Origin of the sequence: Acinetobacter sp. FDAARGOS_494, from assembly GCF_003812225.1 — a bacterium.
GTDB classification, from domain to species: domain Bacteria; phylum Pseudomonadota; class Gammaproteobacteria; order Pseudomonadales; family Moraxellaceae; genus Acinetobacter; species Acinetobacter baumannii.
The window spans coordinates 3629229-3647128 of record NZ_CP033866.1 but is presented as its reverse complement, the minus strand read 5'-3'; the positions used below and the strand labels follow the sequence as shown (position 1 = coordinate 3647128).

General features: G+C 37.3%; 13 protein-coding genes and 1 pseudogene. 10 read left to right on the top strand and 4 right to left on the bottom strand.

All coding sequences use genetic code 11. The features are described 5' to 3' along the window. Positions 1 to 35 precede the first annotated feature (35 nt). The 3 genes from EG365_RS17780 to EG365_RS17770 are packed head-to-tail and all read right to left on the bottom strand — an operon-like array spanning position 36 to position 4134. A complete protein-coding gene (locus EG365_RS17780) occupies positions 36 to 1577 on the bottom strand; it encodes a flavin-containing monooxygenase (protein ID WP_001080623.1) in 1542 nt (513 codons plus the stop codon). 5 nt (positions 1578 to 1582) lie between these two features. Further along, positions 1583 to 2890, bottom strand: coding sequence for a flavin monoamine oxidase family protein (locus EG365_RS17775; protein WP_000759719.1), 1308 nt, complete (start codon positions 2888 to 2890; stop codon positions 1583 to 1585). Next, the gene (locus EG365_RS17770) at positions 2887 to 4134 is read right to left on the bottom strand and encodes a saccharopine dehydrogenase family protein (protein WP_000091115.1); all 1248 of its coding nucleotides are present in this window, start codon (positions 4132 to 4134) and stop codon (positions 2887 to 2889) included. Before EG365_RS17770 ends, EG365_RS17775 begins: the two co-directional genes overlap by 4 nt. A 434-nt stretch (positions 4135 to 4568) precedes the next feature. On the opposite strand from EG365_RS17770, the gene EG365_RS17765 reads away from it, so the two are divergent. The 10 genes and pseudogenes from EG365_RS17765 (at position 4569) to EG365_RS17720 (ending at position 16533) form a co-directional block, all read left to right on the top strand. Then, on the top strand, positions 4569 to 5174 hold the full coding sequence (locus EG365_RS17765; protein WP_000217818.1) for a TetR/AcrR family transcriptional regulator: 606 nt from the start codon (positions 4569 to 4571) through the stop codon (positions 5172 to 5174). Positions 5175 to 5532: 358 nt separating this feature from the next. Then, entirely contained in the window at positions 5533 to 6906 is a 1374-nt protein-coding gene (locus tag EG365_RS17760) for an NAD(P)/FAD-dependent oxidoreductase (protein ID WP_001059825.1), read from the top strand. Beyond that, entirely contained in the window at positions 6893 to 7582 is a 690-nt protein-coding gene (locus tag EG365_RS17755) for a hypothetical protein (protein WP_000377263.1), read from the top strand. Before EG365_RS17760 ends, EG365_RS17755 begins: the two co-directional genes overlap by 14 nt. Before the next feature lie 97 nt (positions 7583 to 7679). Next, positions 7680 to 8939 carry an outer membrane protein transport protein gene (locus EG365_RS17750; protein WP_001002901.1) on the top strand — a complete coding sequence of 420 codons (1260 nt, stop codon included), beginning with the start codon at positions 7680 to 7682 and terminating at the stop codon, positions 8937 to 8939. A gap of 767 nt (positions 8940 to 9706) precedes the next feature. After that, positions 9707 to 9997 (top strand): hypothetical protein, encoded by a 291-nt coding sequence (locus EG365_RS17745; protein ID WP_000794349.1) that lies wholly within the window; start codon positions 9707 to 9709, stop codon positions 9995 to 9997. Positions 9998 to 10485: 488 nt separating this feature from the next. After that, positions 10486 to 11017 (top strand): annotated as a pseudogene (locus EG365_RS17740) (fimbrial protein). An 88-nt stretch (positions 11018 to 11105) separates the two neighbouring features. Next, entirely contained in the window at positions 11106 to 11840 is a 735-nt protein-coding gene (locus tag EG365_RS17735; protein WP_000774086.1) for a molecular chaperone, read from the top strand. A 57-nt stretch (positions 11841 to 11897) separates the two neighbouring features. Then, positions 11898 to 14456: a fimbria/pilus outer membrane usher protein gene (locus EG365_RS17730; protein WP_001124960.1), complete on the top strand. Its 2559-nt coding sequence runs from the start codon at positions 11898 to 11900 to the stop codon at positions 14454 to 14456. Further along, on the top strand, positions 14453 to 15469 hold the full coding sequence (locus EG365_RS17725) for a fimbrial protein (RefSeq protein ID WP_000821748.1): 1017 nt from the start codon (positions 14453 to 14455) through the stop codon (positions 15467 to 15469). The genes EG365_RS17730 and EG365_RS17725 overlap by 4 nt, the downstream gene beginning before the upstream one ends. Positions 15470 to 15582: 113 nt before the next feature. Continuing rightward, positions 15583 to 16533 (top strand): DUF4882 family protein, encoded by a 951-nt coding sequence (locus tag EG365_RS17720; protein WP_000719477.1) that lies wholly within the window; start codon positions 15583 to 15585, stop codon positions 16531 to 16533. Between the two features lie 55 nt (positions 16534 to 16588). On the opposite strand, the gene EG365_RS17715 is transcribed toward EG365_RS17720, so the two are convergent. Further along, complete coding sequence (locus tag EG365_RS17715) at positions 16589 to 17698, bottom strand: S-(hydroxymethyl)glutathione dehydrogenase/class III alcohol dehydrogenase (RefSeq protein ID WP_000842122.1); 1110 nt, start codon at positions 17696 to 17698, stop codon at positions 16589 to 16591. Positions 17699 to 17900: the final 202 nt, after the last annotated feature.

Here is a 17900-nt window from a genome sequence, read left to right as displayed (position 1 = left end):
GATAAATAAGAGACTAAAATGCTGATTAAAGGAGATTAAGCTTTGACCATCAATTCTTCTGAAGATGTTTCCGTAACGACAGTTAACTTTTTCTTGGGAACCAATGCAGTGAACTTTAATTCCTTATCACACACAGGACCTTTATTGAGCCGCTCAAAGTCAACCTTATAATCATGTTGTAGTGTCCAAGGACCTTCGGTTCCTGCCATTGGGAATTGTGCCAAACCACGTTGAACATAACCTGGGCTCAAATCAACAAAAGGAACCCGTTTCATGGTTTTATTATGAATAATCGGTGTAAATGTTCCGTATTTATTCTCATCCATATAGTCAAGGAGACGACAGAAATGTTGCCATACCAGATCTACTTTTAAGGTCCATGCAATATTGGTATAACCAAATGCAAAGGCAAAATTAGGTATATCTGACAGCATCATAGATTTAAATATCGTCGTGTCTGGATAATTAATTTTCTTACCGTCAACGGTGAGTTGAATCTTACTAAATGCCAGCATATTTAAGCCGGTTGCGGTAATAATAATATCTGCTTCTAGTACTTTTCCTGACTTCAGCAATATGCCTTCTTTGATAAAACGGTCAATATGATCAGTCACTACTGATGCTTTACCAGATGAAATCGCTTTAAACATATCTCCATCTGGTACCACACACAAACGCTCATCCCAAGGATTATATTTGGGTGAGAAATGCGTTGATACATCAAAATCTTTAGGTAATCTGCGCCGTACATCTGCAATGAGTAGATGACGCATTACCTTTGGAAAGCGGTGGCATAGTTTGTAAATCCCGCGGCTAATAGCAATATTTTTACGTCGTATAATTTCATACGCTCGTTGCGGTGATAAAACTGTATTTAAAGCAACTGCAATAGGATCGACACTCGGCATAGCAACTACATAGCCAGGTGATCTTTGAAGCATAGTAATATGCTCAACGTCTTTTGCCATAGCTGGAATTAATGTCACTGCTGTAGCACCACTACCAATGACGACTACTTTTTTACCTGAATAGTTTAGATTTTCCGGCCAATGTTGTGGGTGGACAATTTGTCCTTTGAATTCTTCTGTGCCCTTAAAGTCAGGGGTATATCCATTGTTATAGTCATAATAACCTGTACCCATGAGTAAGAAGCGAGAACGTAAGGTAACTAAACTTTTTTGATCTTTCTGTTTGACTTTAACGGTCCAGATTCCTTCATTCGATGAGAATTCTGCACTGGTTACATAGCTGCCAAATTGAATATATTGGTCAATACCATTTTCTGTAACAGTTTCATGCAAATAATCACAGATCATTTGTGCGCTACCGAAAGTCTTTTTTTGCGTCCATGGTTTAAAACCAAAGGCAAAAGACTGCATATCTGAATCTGAGCGAATCCCTGGATAGCGAAATAGACTCCAAGTCCCGCCAATATCATCACGACCTTCAAGAATAATAAAGGTTGAATTAGGTCTATATTTCTTTAAATGGTAGGCTGCGCTGATACCAGCAATCCCAGCGCCAATAATAAGAACTTCTGCATCCAAAGATTGAGTAAAATCCGTTTTTCTATTCATGATATTCACCCTGCTAATTTTTGAGCTAATGCATGTGTGATGCTTGCAGCAGTTTCAATACCAGACTCTAGAGCACCTTCGATACCGCCCATGCTCATTGTTGCAATATCTCCTCCTGCGAAATAGATATTCCCATGAGGTTTACGCATGAGCGGAGCTGCATCGGACAAATGCCCAGGGCGATAGTGTACCCATGTGCCTTGTGCATAAGGGTCTTTAGCCCAGTTATGTGATGCGATATCAAGCACTTCAATGTCAGGCTTAAACATCTGTAAAGCTTTTTGAACAGCTTCAATATCGTTCACATCTATAGTTGACTCGTCAGAAATAAAACAGACTAAAATTGAGTCATCTTCATGTTCATATTCAACTCGAACGGTATTGATTGGGTTTTGCTCAACTGGCGCAAATCCAATAAATGGCTCGATTTTTCCACGTACACGTGCCCATAATTTAGCAGTACGCATTGGATGTTTTGCAACAATCATATCTCGAGCAGGTTTATTAACCTCTGGTGTAATTTTGATGTCAGATAAAACATTTAATGGAACAGCAACGAGGGCTTTTTTTGTCACAATCTTTTCACCAGATTGAGTCGTAATAACAACCTGCTCACCTTGATCATCAATGGCTGCAACTGAAGTTGTAAGTCGTAATTCAGCACCTGAATCATTATAAATAGCTCTTACGAGTTTTTGTGTTCCACCGGCAATTGGCCAAGACCCTGCTACTTCAAAGAACGCACCCCAATTTCCAAAATAGGTAGCTGCCCAGAATAAGAGCTGTGCGACTCCTTGCTCATCCCAAGAGTGAACAAGTGTTGATAATAGGCCGTCTAAAACGTCACGTTCATAAGTTGATAAATTTAAGGTATCAAGACGATCTCTTAATGTTTGTTTTTCAATATCACTCGTATCGATAGCATTTACATCATAAGGAAGAGGAAACCACTGACGAGCGTCATTAAAGAAAGCTGTTAATAATGGTTCAGCAATAGCAGCATATTCAGCTTGAGTTCCCGTGTGTAGTTTCCCGTCTGCAAACCAAACCGTTTTATCAACTTCTGTAGGAGGATTTAAGCCAATTCCGTAGCGTTGTAGTTCTCTCCAAATATAAGGTTGAGTCCAGTGTGAGTAACCACCACCAAATTCAACTTGTCGGCCAAATGCTTCACCTGTATAGGTTCGGCCACCAATACGGTCACGTGCCTCTAATAAAACAACCTTATGACCTGCATTACTTAAATCCCGTGCTGCAACAACACCTGCACATCCAGCGCCAATTACTGCTATATCATAATCATACTTTTTCATAGCACACTCTCCACAATCTCAGCACGAGGTGTTCCTACACGTTCAAGGGCAGTGTAGAAAGCTTCTGGTTCAGCCCAGTCTTCTGGGGCGAAAGTTCCGCTACGTTTACCTGTTTCATCGAGCGCTAATACCATGAATGCAGCACAAGCCGTCCCTGTAATAGCGGCCATATCGCGCATTAAATAGGAATCTTCACCTGATTTAACAGTTCTTCTGATTGCAACTGCTGGTCTACCATTTTTAGTTCCGTAGACTCGAGCTAATAAACCGCCTTTATATGGATAGGTTTTTCCTATAGCAGATTTTGTCAAAAACTCGACCATGGCAGAGAATGAGGATTCTTTACGTTTAACTTGGCCGATCATGCCACTGATTGCAGCTTTCCAGCCTTTAGCTGAACCTAATTTGTTATTAAGTAGATCTTCAAGGAAGTCCACACCTTCTTTTACTGTCATTTCACCATGATGAACAGCTAAGCCAACTCCACGCCCTAGTCCATTAAATGGGGCAGGGTGTAAACCACCTAAACAACGGATACGTTGAGCAGTTGGATATTTGCGTGGCAAAGTAACTGGTTCTGGATGAGCTGTTTCATACATTAATATTTCACCCAATCCACCTCCCATCGGTGCAGTGCCTGTTTCGACAAAAGTTTCGTGATTAACACGTTTGCCATTTTCCCAAGTAAGACAGTCACCCGCCGTGATATGTAAGAAATGTTCAAGTACGGCACGACCAATACCTGGGCGTTCGTCACCAACCATCCAGCAACAATCAATATTTTCAACGGTATCTAGCTCATTTGCGGCATCTACCACTAACACATTTGCCATACCTGGTGAGGCACCACAACCTACATAGATTGGAATACCTGCTTCTTTTGCTTTTTCATGCAAAGATAACGCATGTTCAGTACTTTCAACGTCATCATCAAAATCTAAGTAAGGAACTTTTGCTTCTAAACATGCTTCAATGACAGGCGCTGAAGTTCGAATGTATGGACCTGCTCCAAGTACAACTAAATCAGCACCATTAACCACAGCTTGTAGCTTTTGCTTGTCATACAAATCTAAATGTTGTGTAGTTGCTAGCCCTTGAGGGAGTTTTTCAACAAGATTTGAAAGTAATTCAGGACGAATATCACATAGTACAAGTTCCCAATCACCTTTGGCTTTAGCAAAACGCTCGATCGCTAAACGACACATTTCACCTGCTGCGCCAATAAATATAATACGGCGACTCATATAAATTCTCCTTAGAATCAGCAACCCATGCCGATTACGATTTTTATTTATTTCCATAGTTCCAAAGTTCCCTGGAACGAATGTTTATGACGTCTCACTTTGCTGAGATGACTTAGTGAAAGGAAACGCCGTTAATTATTTTTAATCCAATAATTACACTATGTCAATGACGCATTGTAATTATTGAAATTTAATTAAATTCAGTAGGTTATACTTGTTTCAATTTTTGAATCATAGAATTAAAAATTATTTTTATCTAATAAAATCAATTGATTGAATAGAAAATAATAAATTTAAGGAATACTTTAAAAATTTAGTTATTTAAAAAAGTTTTATTAGAATCCAGTTTGGTTTTTCACTTACCCGCTTGTTCAGGGAAGAAGGATTGTTCTACACTTACATAGTGTCAATAAATTAAAAAGTAACTCGTAATTATGACTGTGAATCGCCGACGTCCTAAACATGACCCGAAAGAATCTGAAAGGGAAATTTTAAATGCTGCAGAAAAATTTTTAAGTGAACGACCATTTCGTGAACTAAATGTAGATGAAGTGATGAAGCTTACTGGACTTAAGCGTCCAGCTTTTTATGTACATTTTCGTGATAAATATGACTTAGCTTTACGTGTTGTTCAAGACATTGGTCAGGAACTATTTACATTAGCCAATCATTGGTTAAAGGGAAATAATTTTCCGGAAGATTCTCTTCAGGCATTACAAGGAATAGTCAATGTTTATCAGAAGCATGGTGCTGTTTTACGAGCTTTATCAGATGCAGCAGGAGCGGATGAGCGGGTTGAGCAAATTTATCGTTCTTTAATACAAGATTTTATTACAGCTACAGCACGCCATATATGTGAAGAACAGGAAAATGGGCGTATTAGCCTAGAACTGAATGTAGATGAAACTGCTCGTGCATTAGTATGGTTAGAAGAACGCTATTTATCAGAAGCATTTGGCCGTACACCTCAAGCTGATCCTATAGTTGTTGTGCAGGTCTTGCATAATATTTGGATTTCTACACTTTATCGTACTAATTAAAAATATTAGCTATAACTTGATGAATGCTCAAAAGGAATTGCTCATTCATTTTTTTAATTAAAATATATATTTAATATTTAAAATAATTTTTAAAAATATTTTTCATCCTTTCTCAATCTCTTAAATACAAATTAAATTTTAATCTAAAATTACACAGTGTCATTGACATGGTGTAATTGTTAAAGCAATATATATTCAGCTCTACGATTTCGTACGCATTGCTATAAAACACTCAACATTTTTTCAGGGAAGAAATTATGTACTGAGTATGCGATAGCCTTTTTTTGAAAAAAATGAATAGGCGAAAGTGTGGGTACGTGGGCTGAGCAATATCAAATATCAAAGGAAGGAACATTAGATGAATAATATTCCACATGCAAATAAGTCATTCTGGCTAGCCCACTCAGGCGAATATATTCCATCACCACCTCTTAGAGGTAGCATTGATGTAGATGTGGTGATTATTGGAGGAGGGTTTACTGGATTATCTACTGCTTATCACATAAGAAAAGTGGATTCTGCTGCATCAGTGGCTGTTCTTGAAGGCGAATGTGTAGCATTTGGTGCTTCAGGCCGTACCTCTGGCTGGGTTGTGCCAGTTCCAGTACTTGATCCCACTACTGCAAAAGTACTTTATGGAAAAGAAAGATTAACTGAACTTCAAAATTTCGCATGGAATGGTCTGGACTATGTGCAGGACTTAATCAAACGCGAAAATATGGATAGCGATTTTGAAATGCCTGGTGTGACATTTACTACACTTCGCGGCCATGAAAAAAGATTAGAGCACTTTACTAAATATTGGCAAGATCAACCTCGCTCTAAAGACAGCGTCTATATGGATAGAGCTACGGTAAGCCAAGCCCTAAATAGTGATGCATTTTCTGGTGGATGCCGAATGCCACATTCTGGGCAAGTCAATCCTGTAAAGCATTCTCGAGAACTAAAGCGAATTGCAGAACAGGCTGGTGCACAAATTTTTGAGCAAACGCCAGTATTGGATATAGAAGATAAGGAAACGTTCTTTATTCTCAAAACTCCAGAAGGAGAGGTTAGAGCTAAACATATTGTATTAGGTACCAATGGTTTTACTCATTTATTGCCACCAGAATTGGGGCTAAAACGCGCCCAACTCCCCATGTTTGTATATCAGTTAATTACCGAACCTTTAACTGATGAAGATTGGAAAGCGCTTGGATGGAAACATCGTGGTCAGTTTTATGACAAAACAACCTATTGTCCTCCAACCTGTAGAACGACTGTAGATGGAAGATTGCAATTTAACCTATGTGATATCTATGTAGGAGAAGGGCGTTCTATGGACGAAGCTCAGAAAGTGCAATTTTATGATGCCGCTGAGCGAATGTATAAAAAGGTATTTCCTGCATTTCAGAAATTAAAAATTGCTCAACGTTGGAGTGGCGCTTGTTCTATTCCTTTTGACGTAAGGTCTCAAGTGGGCACACTCCATAATGGTCGTATTTCTTATGCCTATGGATACAGTGGTGCAGGCGTCATGATGTCACAAAATTATGGCCGAATTTTAGCTGATCTTGCATTGCAACGTAAAACGGAGCTTACCGAGCATTGGTTTGTTGCCAATGGAGAAAAAGGACACGCTAAATTTAAACGTTTCCCACTAATTCCGGGTCTCATCGCTGCGCTACGTACTTATTTCGAATACGAACGAGTATCAGCACTTTCTAGGAGAAGACGCCTTGGACTCGATTAAACAATATGATGATGGGCACGTATTTACAGCGTGGGTTGCATTAATCGGCACAGTAATGGCTGCGACATGCCTGCTTTGTTTTCTTGCAGTTACTGGCTTTGATTTGCACCAAATATTTAAACCTGAATTTGCATTAACTTTGTCGGCAAAAGACCAAGCACTTTTCAGAACCTCAATGATTTCTGATTGTTTTGGGTTTTATCTTCCTTTTCTGGCTGTAGGTGTATATCTGTGGAGAAAGCTACGTCCTTCAGGTGGATTATTGTCGGATATAGCTATTTTATTCCTCGTGATTTCAACAATGTTAGGTATAACAGGGGCTGCTTTACAAGCCTCCGTGTTAGGACCACTTGCTGAAACATATATGTCTGGAAATGAAATAGCTAAGCAGGCGGCGGGCACTGTTTGGGCCACCATTTCGCAAGGCTCTCAAAATGGTTTATGGCCAATGGAAGGACCGACAATAGGTTTTTGGGCAATAGTCAACGGACTACTTTTGAGAAAAAACAAATCCGTATTAGGTTTCCCACTGGTTCTGGTTGGCTTGGGATATGTTGGATTTGCTGTGCTTCTTTTCTCAGGCTTTTCTCAAGCGGCTTTATTCCTTGAACTGTTCTTATTACCAGTGCAAGTAGTTTGGTTAGGTATTTTCGGTTTGAGTTTATTACAAAGATAGATGTAAAGAATTTTAGAGCCATATGATGAAATATGGCTCTAAAAATAAAAAACTATCCTAAGGATTTAGGGAAATAACAACCAAAAAGGATATAGATATGAATGAGATAACAACTAAAAAGGCAAATCCGATTTTATTAGGCGTACTTGGTGTATTCGTTAGCAATATCAGTCACGCTTCAGCACTTGAACAATCGGGCCAATCTATCTTGCCATTTCTTGAAAATGGGAATTATGCAGAAGCAAATTTATTTGCAGTTGATTCATCTGTTTCTGGTGTAGTCAATGATAGAGCCGATCTTGTAAGAGATCATCAAAGTCGAGATACAGGTGATATTGCAGAAAGTACGCAATTTTATACAGCTGCAATAAAGTTAAAACTCACAGATCGTTTAGGTTTTGGTGTGCTATATGATCAACCTTTTTCAGCAGACATCAAATATCCGGCACGTTCTAATAATAGTTACTTTGATAATGATATTAGCTATGAAGGTACATCAGTAAAAGCCGATACTCAAAATTTAAGTTTATTATTCGGATATTCTCCATATCAGCTTTTTCAAATTTATGGTGGACCTGTTTATCAAACTGTAAAAGCAAATGTAGCGCTTAGAGGTAATGCCTATACTCAGGCTTTTAATGGCTATAATGCTAAGTTTAAACAACAAGGTGAGGTTGGTTGGTTGTTGGGAGGGAGCTATCAACTACCTGATATAGCATTAAAAGCAGCAATTACATATCGGTCTAAAATCAAATATAAATTTCAAGTGGAAGAAGATATTTTTGGTGAACCATTAAAACTTGTTGAAAATGAGAAAACCAAATTAGAGACTCCAGCATCATTAAATATTGATTTTCAAACAGGTATTTCCGAAAAATCACTTGTTTATATGAATTTAAGATGGGTTAACTGGAAAGAATTTGAGACTCGGCCACCGCAATATGGCGCTCTATCTGAAATTATTATGAAAGAGGTAACTGGTGGAGCTTATACCCAAGGTTTTAAGCTCGATTCTTATCAGAATGATCAATATAGTGCGACTGTCGGTCTCGCACATCAATTTAAAGAAAAATGGGGTGCTTCAACAGATGTAAGTTGGGACTCTGGTACTGGTGATCCTGCATCAACAATGGGACCAATCAAAGGATCATGGTCGCTTGGTTTAGGCGTCCAGTTTAATCCAGCTAAAAACTACTTTATAACTGGTAGCTTAAAATATTTTTGGCTAGGTGATACTAAAACTGAAGATGGGACTTATTACTTACCAATAGAGGGAATCAAGCCATACGCAGAACAGGCAAATTTCAAAAATAACCATGCAATTGCTTATGGTTTGAAATTTGGATATTGGTTTTAAGAAGGGTCGATAAAGCCTTATACAATGGCAGTAAACAGCATTGTGTAAGGCACAGATACTTGTTAAATATGCTTAGAACACTTAGCCAAACTATGGTCACAGTGAAGATCAAGTGACTTACTAATATATGGAGAGTAGCAAAGCCTTATATATGGTAGGTTTGCAAATCTTTTATTTAACATAATATACATTATACGAACAATTATATAGTTTAAACTAATCCCTAGTTATTTCTATCTTTCAGATCTAAAGCTCTCTTTATGTAGGTTTAAGTTATTTGGCTGAACATCACTATATTATTACCTTAAGTTTTTAAGTAAAATTAAATAAATACGAGAATTATTTACAACCTATTCAAAAGTGATTTTATTTTTCATATTTTAATTCGTATAAATAAAAAATCTGAGCTAAAACATTATTTTTAATTTCCGTGAATATATATTATTTCAATAAATATTATAATTAATTAAATTATTTTTTAGCTTGGTATTTTAGGTTAAATTTTTATAATTTTAATTAAAGCATTTATTATCAATAATTTAATTTTACAATAACTAAGATACATTAATATTTGTAAAGTGTGATTTAATTATCGTTTTAATAAAATAGATGTAGAAATAAAACCTATTTAAACAAATTAAATAATTAGTGAGATACGGGTCACATATTATTTTATGTTTTTTAATTGAAATTGATTTATATATTGTTTTTAAATAAAAAATATTGTATCACTTATATTAACTATTTAATAAATAGGTACTTATAAAATGAAAAATAATATATTTAAAATTTTGGTTTTGGCGGTATTTTCTACTTCCCCACTATTTTGTTATGCAAATAACACAATAATGATCAAAGGAAATATTGTTGAAGACACATGCTCAACAAAAAGTAATGAGATAGAATGTAACGCAGTCAATAATTTGAATATTAAACTTGATAGTGAATATTTAAATAAAGATAGTCTCTATAAATTAGCTCAACATACAGAGAAGATGGACACTAGCATTGAAAGTCTAGGTTCTAATCGAAAGATTATACTTATCAATTATCATTAAGCTCATTTCATCACATTTGATCTTATTACTATAGAAGCTGCAAAAGAGTGATTGATACAATTCAACATAATTTTTTATGAATTGGGTATTGGGTCACTCTTTTTCTGCAAAAATGTCTATTTGTATATTTTTTCTATATACATCTGCATAATTTATTCTATATAATTGTATTGTAAGAATTTAAACTTCTTCTTCACGTAAATTGTTTAATTCTTTTCCAGTTACATAGTAGCCTTATGTAATTTTCTTATCTCTACGATTCCTTTCTTCTAAACAATAAAAACTATTTATAAAACAGCTACATAAGCTGTGTTAACTAGCTATTAACTGCACCCCAAAAGTGTGACACAATTAAAATTATAAAAAAATAATGTGACATAGTTTGCATTTTGTTTAAAAAGTGTTAGCATTGTTACATTACTTTTCAAGATGTCAAACACTGGAAAAGTAAGGAATTAAACTTTTATCCAGACTTTTGAGAAAACACTATGAAAAAACTTGCTTTGATCGCTGCTCTTTCGGTTGTAGGGATTGCGAATGCTCAAGCTGCTGATGGTACAATTACAATTAATGGTTTAGTTACAGACAAAACTTGTGACATCGTTACTCCTGCTGGTAAAGATTTCACAGTGACTCTTCCTACTGTTTCTAAACAAACTTTAGCTGTTGCTGGGGATGTTGCTGGCCGTACTCCTTTCCAAATCAACTTAGCTAAGTTCACAAGGTAAAGTAGCTACTTACTTTGAACCAGGTGCAACTGTTGACTTCAATACTGGTCGTTTACTTAACCAAGACGCTACTGGTGCTAAAAACGTTAACGTTCAACTTTTAGGTAGCAACAATAACTTCATCCCAGTACTTGCTGCTGGTGCAAACGGTGCTCAAGCTAACTCTCAATGGGTTGACGTAGCTGAAGGTGCAAGTGCTGACCTTAACTACTATGCTGAATACTATGCAACTGGTGCTTCTACTGCTGGTAAAGTAACTACTTCTGTTCAATACACAATTATCTATCAATAATTAATTGATAGCGGGGTTTCTATGTCCGCATGGGAACCCTGTTTTGTGTAGCACTTTCCTGAATCTTTCTTGGTTGAGAACTCGAAAAATGAAATTGAACAGTTATAATTTTTTGTTAGGTTTGGCGTTTGCTTCATCTGTTGCTGCTCCTGCCGCTCAAGCAGAAATTGTAATTCATGGCACCCGTGTAATTTATCCGTCGGATGCTAGAGAAGTTACGCTACAAGTTAGCAATAACGGTTCAAAGCCAGCACTTGTCCAAGCTTGGATTGATGAAGGTGATCCAAAAAGTACTCCGGATCAATCAAAAGTTCCTTTTATGATTGCTCCTCCAATTTCTCGTGTTGAAGCGACAAAAAGTCAGACGCTCCGTATTACTGCCCTTCCAAATGCTTCTCAATTTAACCAGAAGCAAGAAACTGTTTTGTGGTTAAACGTTTTGGATATTCCACCAAGACCTACCTCAAAAAATGCAGATACGACACCTGATAACTTCTTACAACTTGCAATTCGTTCCCGGATCAAATTCTTCTATCGTCCGGCTTCAATTAAAGAAGATGCGAATTTAGCAGCAGATAAGCTTCAATGGGTTAAATCTGGTCAGAATTTAACGGTAAAAAATCCAACTCCTTTCCACATTACGATGACTTCTGTTTATCAAAAGGTTGGAGATAAAAAAGTTGATTTATTGCCTCAAGGGCTAATGGTTAAGCCTTTTTCTGAAGCTTCTATTCAGCTTAAGAATAGCAATCTTCAGGATATGAGTTTTATTAATGTCAACGACTATGGTGGTCGAGTCGAACACCAAATAAAACTTCAGTAATCAGATTATCTTTTTAATAAATTTAAGCACCTATTATGTGAGTAGGCGGACTTAGCTATGCCAAAAAAAAGGCAAGAATCTTATAAATTATTAAAACGCCATATTTGTTATTACTTGGCTTCTGGCGTTGTTACAATGACAATGCCTGTGTTCGTGCATGCTGAAGAAGCAGCTGCGAGTGCGCCTGTAGAAGCTGAATTTGATTCTGCTTTTTTAATTGGTGACGCTCAGAAAGTCGATATTTCTCGATTTAAGTACGGCAACCCTGTTTTACCAGGTGAATATAACGTTGACGTTTATGTAAATGGTCAATGGTTTGGTAAACGCCGCATGATTTTCAAGGCATTAGATCCAAATCAAAATGCCGTAACTTGTTTTACTGGAATGAACCTTCTTGAATACGGCGTAAAACAAGAAATTTTAACCAAGCACGCTCCCCTTCAAAAAGAAAATAATAGTTGTTATAAAATTGAAGAATGGGTAGAAAACGCATTTTATGAATTCGATACGTCTCGTTTACGTGTAGATATTTCAATTCCTCAAGTCGCATTACAAAAAAATGCTCAAGGCTATGTCGACCCAAGCGTATGGGATCGCGGGATTAATGCCGGCTTTTTGTCTTATAGTGGTAGTGCGTATAAAACTTTTAATCAGTCTGGTGACCGAAGCGAAACGACCAATGCTTTTATGGGGGTTACGGCTGGACTAAATTTAGCAGGTTGGCAATTACGTCATAATGGTCAGTGGCAATGGCAAGATACGCCTGCGGAAAATCAATCTAAATCAGACTATCAAGAAACAAGTACATACTTACAAAGAGCTTTCCCTAAATATCGTGGTGTTTTAACACTTGGGGATAGTTTTACAAACGGCGAAGTATTTGACTCATATGGTTATCGTGGTATCGATTTTTCAAGTGATGATCGAATGCTACCGAATAGTATGCTTGGTTATGCTCCACGTATCCGTGGTAATGCAAAAACCAATGCAAAAGTTGAAGTACGTCAACAGGGCCAATTGATTTACCAAACAACTGTTGCACCAGGTAACTTCGAAATTAATGACCTTTACCCTACCGGCTTTGGTGGTGAAATTGAAGTTTCTGTTATCGAAGCGAATGGTGAAATACAGAAATTTTCTGTGCCTTATGCCTCTGTTGTACAGATGTTACGTCCAGGCATGAACCGTTACTCATTAACTGTAGGTCAGTTCCGTGATCAAGACATTGATCTGGACCCTTGGATTATTCAGGGTAAATACCAACAAGGTATTAATAACTATTTAACCGGCTATACCGGAATTCAAGCATCTGAGAATTACGCTGCAATATTGCTTGGTGCTGCCGTTGCTACACCAATTGGAGCAATTGCATTCGACGTGACTCACTCTGAAGCTGAGTTTGAAAAACAGGCTTCACAATCAGGTCAAAGTTTCCGTTTAAGTTATAGTAAGTTAATTACGCCGACCAACACAAACTTAACACTTGCAGCTTACCGTTATTCAACCGAAAACTTCTATAAATTGCGCGATGCCCTGCTTATACGTGACTTGGAAGAAAAAGGTGTAAACACTTATGCTGCTGGTCGTCAACGTAGTGAGTTCCAGATTACTTTAAACCAAGGGTTACCTGAGGGTTGGGGTAACTTCTATGTGGTAGGTTCATGGGTAGATTACTGGAATCGTAGCGAGAGTACTAAGCAGTATCAGATTGGTTATAGTAATAACTACCATGGTTTAACTTATGGTTTATCTGCAATTAACCGTAAGGTTGAGTACGGCTCAAATGATGCGTCGCATGATACTGAATATTTAATGACGCTTTCATTCCCAATTAACTTTAAGAAGAATTCAGTCAACGTCAACGTTACTGCTTCTGAAGACAGCCGTACTGTTGGTGCAAGTGGAATGGTGGGTGATCGCTTTAGTTACGGCGCTTCTGTGTCACATCAAGACTATGCGAACCCAACATTTAACGCAAATGGTCGTTACCGTACTAACTATGCAACTGTTGGCGGCTCTTATAGTATTGCTGATTCTTACCAGCAAGCAATGGTAAGTTTAAGCGGTAGTGTTGTTGCTCACTCAGATGGTATTTTATTTGGACCTGAGCAAGGCCAAACCATGGTACTTGTGCATGCACCTGATGCCGCTGGAGCAAAAGTGAATAACACGGTTGGTCTAAGTGTAAATAAAGCGGGTTATGCAGTAGTTCCTTATGTTACGCCATACCGCCTTAATGACATTACTCTTGACCCACAAGAAATGTCGAGCGAAGTTGAACTTGAAGAAACAAGTCAACGTATTGCCCCATTTGCTGGTGCAATTGCGAAAGTAGATTTTGCAACTAAAACAGGCTATGCAGTTTATATTAATAGTAAAACTGCAGATGGCAACAGTTTACCATTTGCAGCGCAAGTCTTTAACCAGAAAGATGAGGCTGTAGGTATTGTTGCACAAGGTAGTATGATTTACTTACGTACTCCACTCGCTCAAGATCGTCTCTATGTGAAATGGGGCGATGAAAGTAATGAACGTTGTTCGGTTGAGTACAACATCAGTAATGAGTTGAAAAATAAACAACAAAGCATAGTTATGACTGAGGCTGTCTGCAAATGAAAAGAATATTATTAACAGGTTTCTTATTTACGGCTGGCCTTGGTGTATACGGTGAAGCTAATGCTTATTGTACACTTAGTTCTGGATTCACCACAGTTGATATATCAATGGCTGTGGGACGTGTTGTTGTTCGACCAAGTGACCCAGTTGGAAAAATATTAAGAAAAGCAACTTTTCCAATTAATCCAAATGGATCCACACTCCGTTGTACTTCATATAGCGATACTATTACGGCTGCATTAACTCAAAACTATCCTTTAAGCCCTCTAGGCAACAGCATTTATTCTACAAATATTCCAGGAATCGGTATCCGTTTATACCGTGAAGCAGAAAATGCAACTAATTTTTCTGGCTATTATCCGTATACCCGTAGCTTAACCCCCGGAACAACTTACAATCTTGCTCAGGGATATTTTGTTGTTGAAATTGTGAAAACTGCAGATCAGACTGGTTCTGGCACATTGGTTCCTGGCTTATATAGCCGTTACTATGTAAATGGTCATATGGATCGCCCTTTTTTAACCAGTACAGTTTATGGTAATGCAATTACCATTGCTTCTTCTTCATGTGAAATTCAGGGTAATATCAATAAAGTTGTACAGCTACCAACAGTTACAAAGGCAGGTTTTAAAGGTGTTGGCTCAACTCAAGGCGACCAAACCTTTGATATGAACATTCTATGTAATGGTGGTATTAATCCAACAGGTTATGAAGAGAAAAACCTCATTAGCTTAACTTACGACTTTACCCAAGACGGAACAAATAATCAGGTCCTAGCAAATACTGCTCCGACATCTGAAAAAGCAAATGGTGTAGGTGTACAGTTACTCTGGAATTATCAAAATAAAAATCAGGTTATCAAAAAAGGTGACAAATTAGCCTTAGGTACCTTGTCTTCTAACCAGACAATTCAATATAACGTACCAATGACTGCCCGCTACTATCAAACAGCAACAAATGTGACGGCTGGTAAAGTACGTGCAATGGCTACTGTAACTATTGAATATGATTAATCATATTCAATAGTTTTTAAACCTAATAATTTCAAATATTTAAATATTAATAATAAATTTTAATTTAACACTACTTTCTAAGAAATTTGATACTTAACTTAATAGGAAAATTTATGAAAAAAATAGGTATAGTTACTGTTGGTGCAGTGACATTATGTTGGGCTATGTATGAGGTATCTTCTGATAATACCAATACAGTAACGCATAATGAGGCTAGCCAAAAAGTCACATTTAAAAACTTTTCATCAACTGCAAAGAATGAAAAATTAGCGCCTCAAATACTTTTGGCTCAAACGAACTCTCTTAATTCTGCCCCAGTTTGCCAATACAATTTTGACGCGACTCAAGAAGATTATGATCTATTTAATACCCAATATCCTGATCGACCACCTACAATGAGATTTCCTCTAATTAATGGGCAAAAATTTGGCTTTAAAGTAGAGCCTGTCACTGAAGACAAGTATGGTTATTTAGTTTATACAGCAAAAAGTAAAGTAAAAATGAATTCAACCAGTTATGAGGGGGATTTCTTATTACCCAATAAAGGCATTATTGCTTTTGAAATGCAACTTAAAGTACCCACACTTTCTTCAAGCACTTCTTCTTATTCAGCCGAGATTAGTTTTAATGGTATAACTGATAATAACTATACAATTAGATCAAATTATCATTTTGATATTGGTGTTCATGATTTTGAATTTGGTGAAAATCCTCCCCGTTTATATCATAGCGTATCATCTGAGATGGGAGATTATCAGTTTTTTGATAATTACTTTAAAGACAAAAAAATGACGGATAACACAAATGAATATCAACGCCTAGGTGTTTATATTAATCAGGATACGAACCAAGTCGGATTTATTTCTAATGGTGTTGATGAAGGATATCAATTTAAACTACCGGGTGCACTACAGAAAATAGCTTTTACAGTTGAGGGAATTGCATATATTGAATCTACAAATTTATTTGGATATGAATTTTCTAATGAACTGATTACAGACCGTAATGCGCTAAAGTTTAACTATCCTCAGGGCACAACAGATATGTGTGGTAATGCTATTTAAGATATAAAACTATAAGTCATAAAAAGGGCTGAATCACAGCCCTTTTTTATTTCATTTAGAAATGAATGACAGTACGAATTGATTTACCTTCATGCATTAAATCAAAAGCGGTATTAATGTCTTGTAGAGGCATAGTATGAGTCACAAAAGGTTCAAGTTGAATATCGCCTTTCATGGCATCTTCGACCATTTTAGGAAGTTGTGAACGGCCTTTTACTCCACCAAAAGCAGTGCCTAACCATTTACGGCCTGTAACTAACTGGAATGGACGAGTCGAAATTTCTTGCCCTGCACCAGCAACGCCAATAATAACGGATTGTCCCCAACCACGATGTGCACACTCTAGAGCCGAGCGCATAACATTGACGTTACCGATACATTCAAATGAATGATCTACGCCCCAACCTGTCATTTCTACAATCACTTGCTGAATAGGTTGATCATAATCTTTTGGATTTAAGAAATCTGTAGCACCAAACTGCTTAGCAAGTTCAAATTTATCTGGATTAGTATCTACGACAATAATGCGCCCTGCTTTCGCTTGACGTGCACCTTGTACAACAGCTAAACCAATACCGCCTAAACCAAATACAGCAACCGAATCACCTTCTTGTACTTTAGCTGTGTTATGCACGGCGCCAATACCGGTCGTTACACCACATCCAAGTAAACAAACTTGTTCGTGATTCGCTTCAGGATTGATTTTAGCTAAAGAGACTTCCGCAACTACTGTATATTCACTAAAGGTTGAACAACCCATGTAATGGTAAATCGGTTCGCCGTTATATGAAAAACGTGTAGTTCCATCCGGCATTACACCTTTACCTTGCGTCGCACGTACCGCAACACACAAGTTAGTTTTTCCGGATTTACAGAATAAGCATTCTTTACATTCAGCTGTATAAAGTGGAATCACGTGGTCGCCAGGTTGAACACTTGTTACGCCCTCGCCTACTTCAACTACAACACCTGCACCTTCATGACCTAAAATCGCTGGGAAAACACCTTCTGGGTCATCGCCAGATAATGTAAAAGCATCGGTATGGCATACCCCTGTATGGGTAATTTTTATTAAAACCTCACCAGCCTTGGGTGGTGCAACATCAACTTCAACAATTTCTAAAGGTTTTCCTGGGGCAAAGGCGACAGCTGCACGAGATTTCATCTTTGGGTTTCCTTTATATCATTCGGTACTTATAGTCGAGCAAAATAGATTATGTAACCGTAATACAAGAGCTTAATTTTGCTTAAATTAAAATTGGCTTTCATGACAATCCATCACAGCATAGCCAGTCAGAAACGTCTAAGCAAGCCTGTACTAAAAAAAGAAGAAAACCTCCTAAGTGAAGAGGTTTTCTATCAGATTA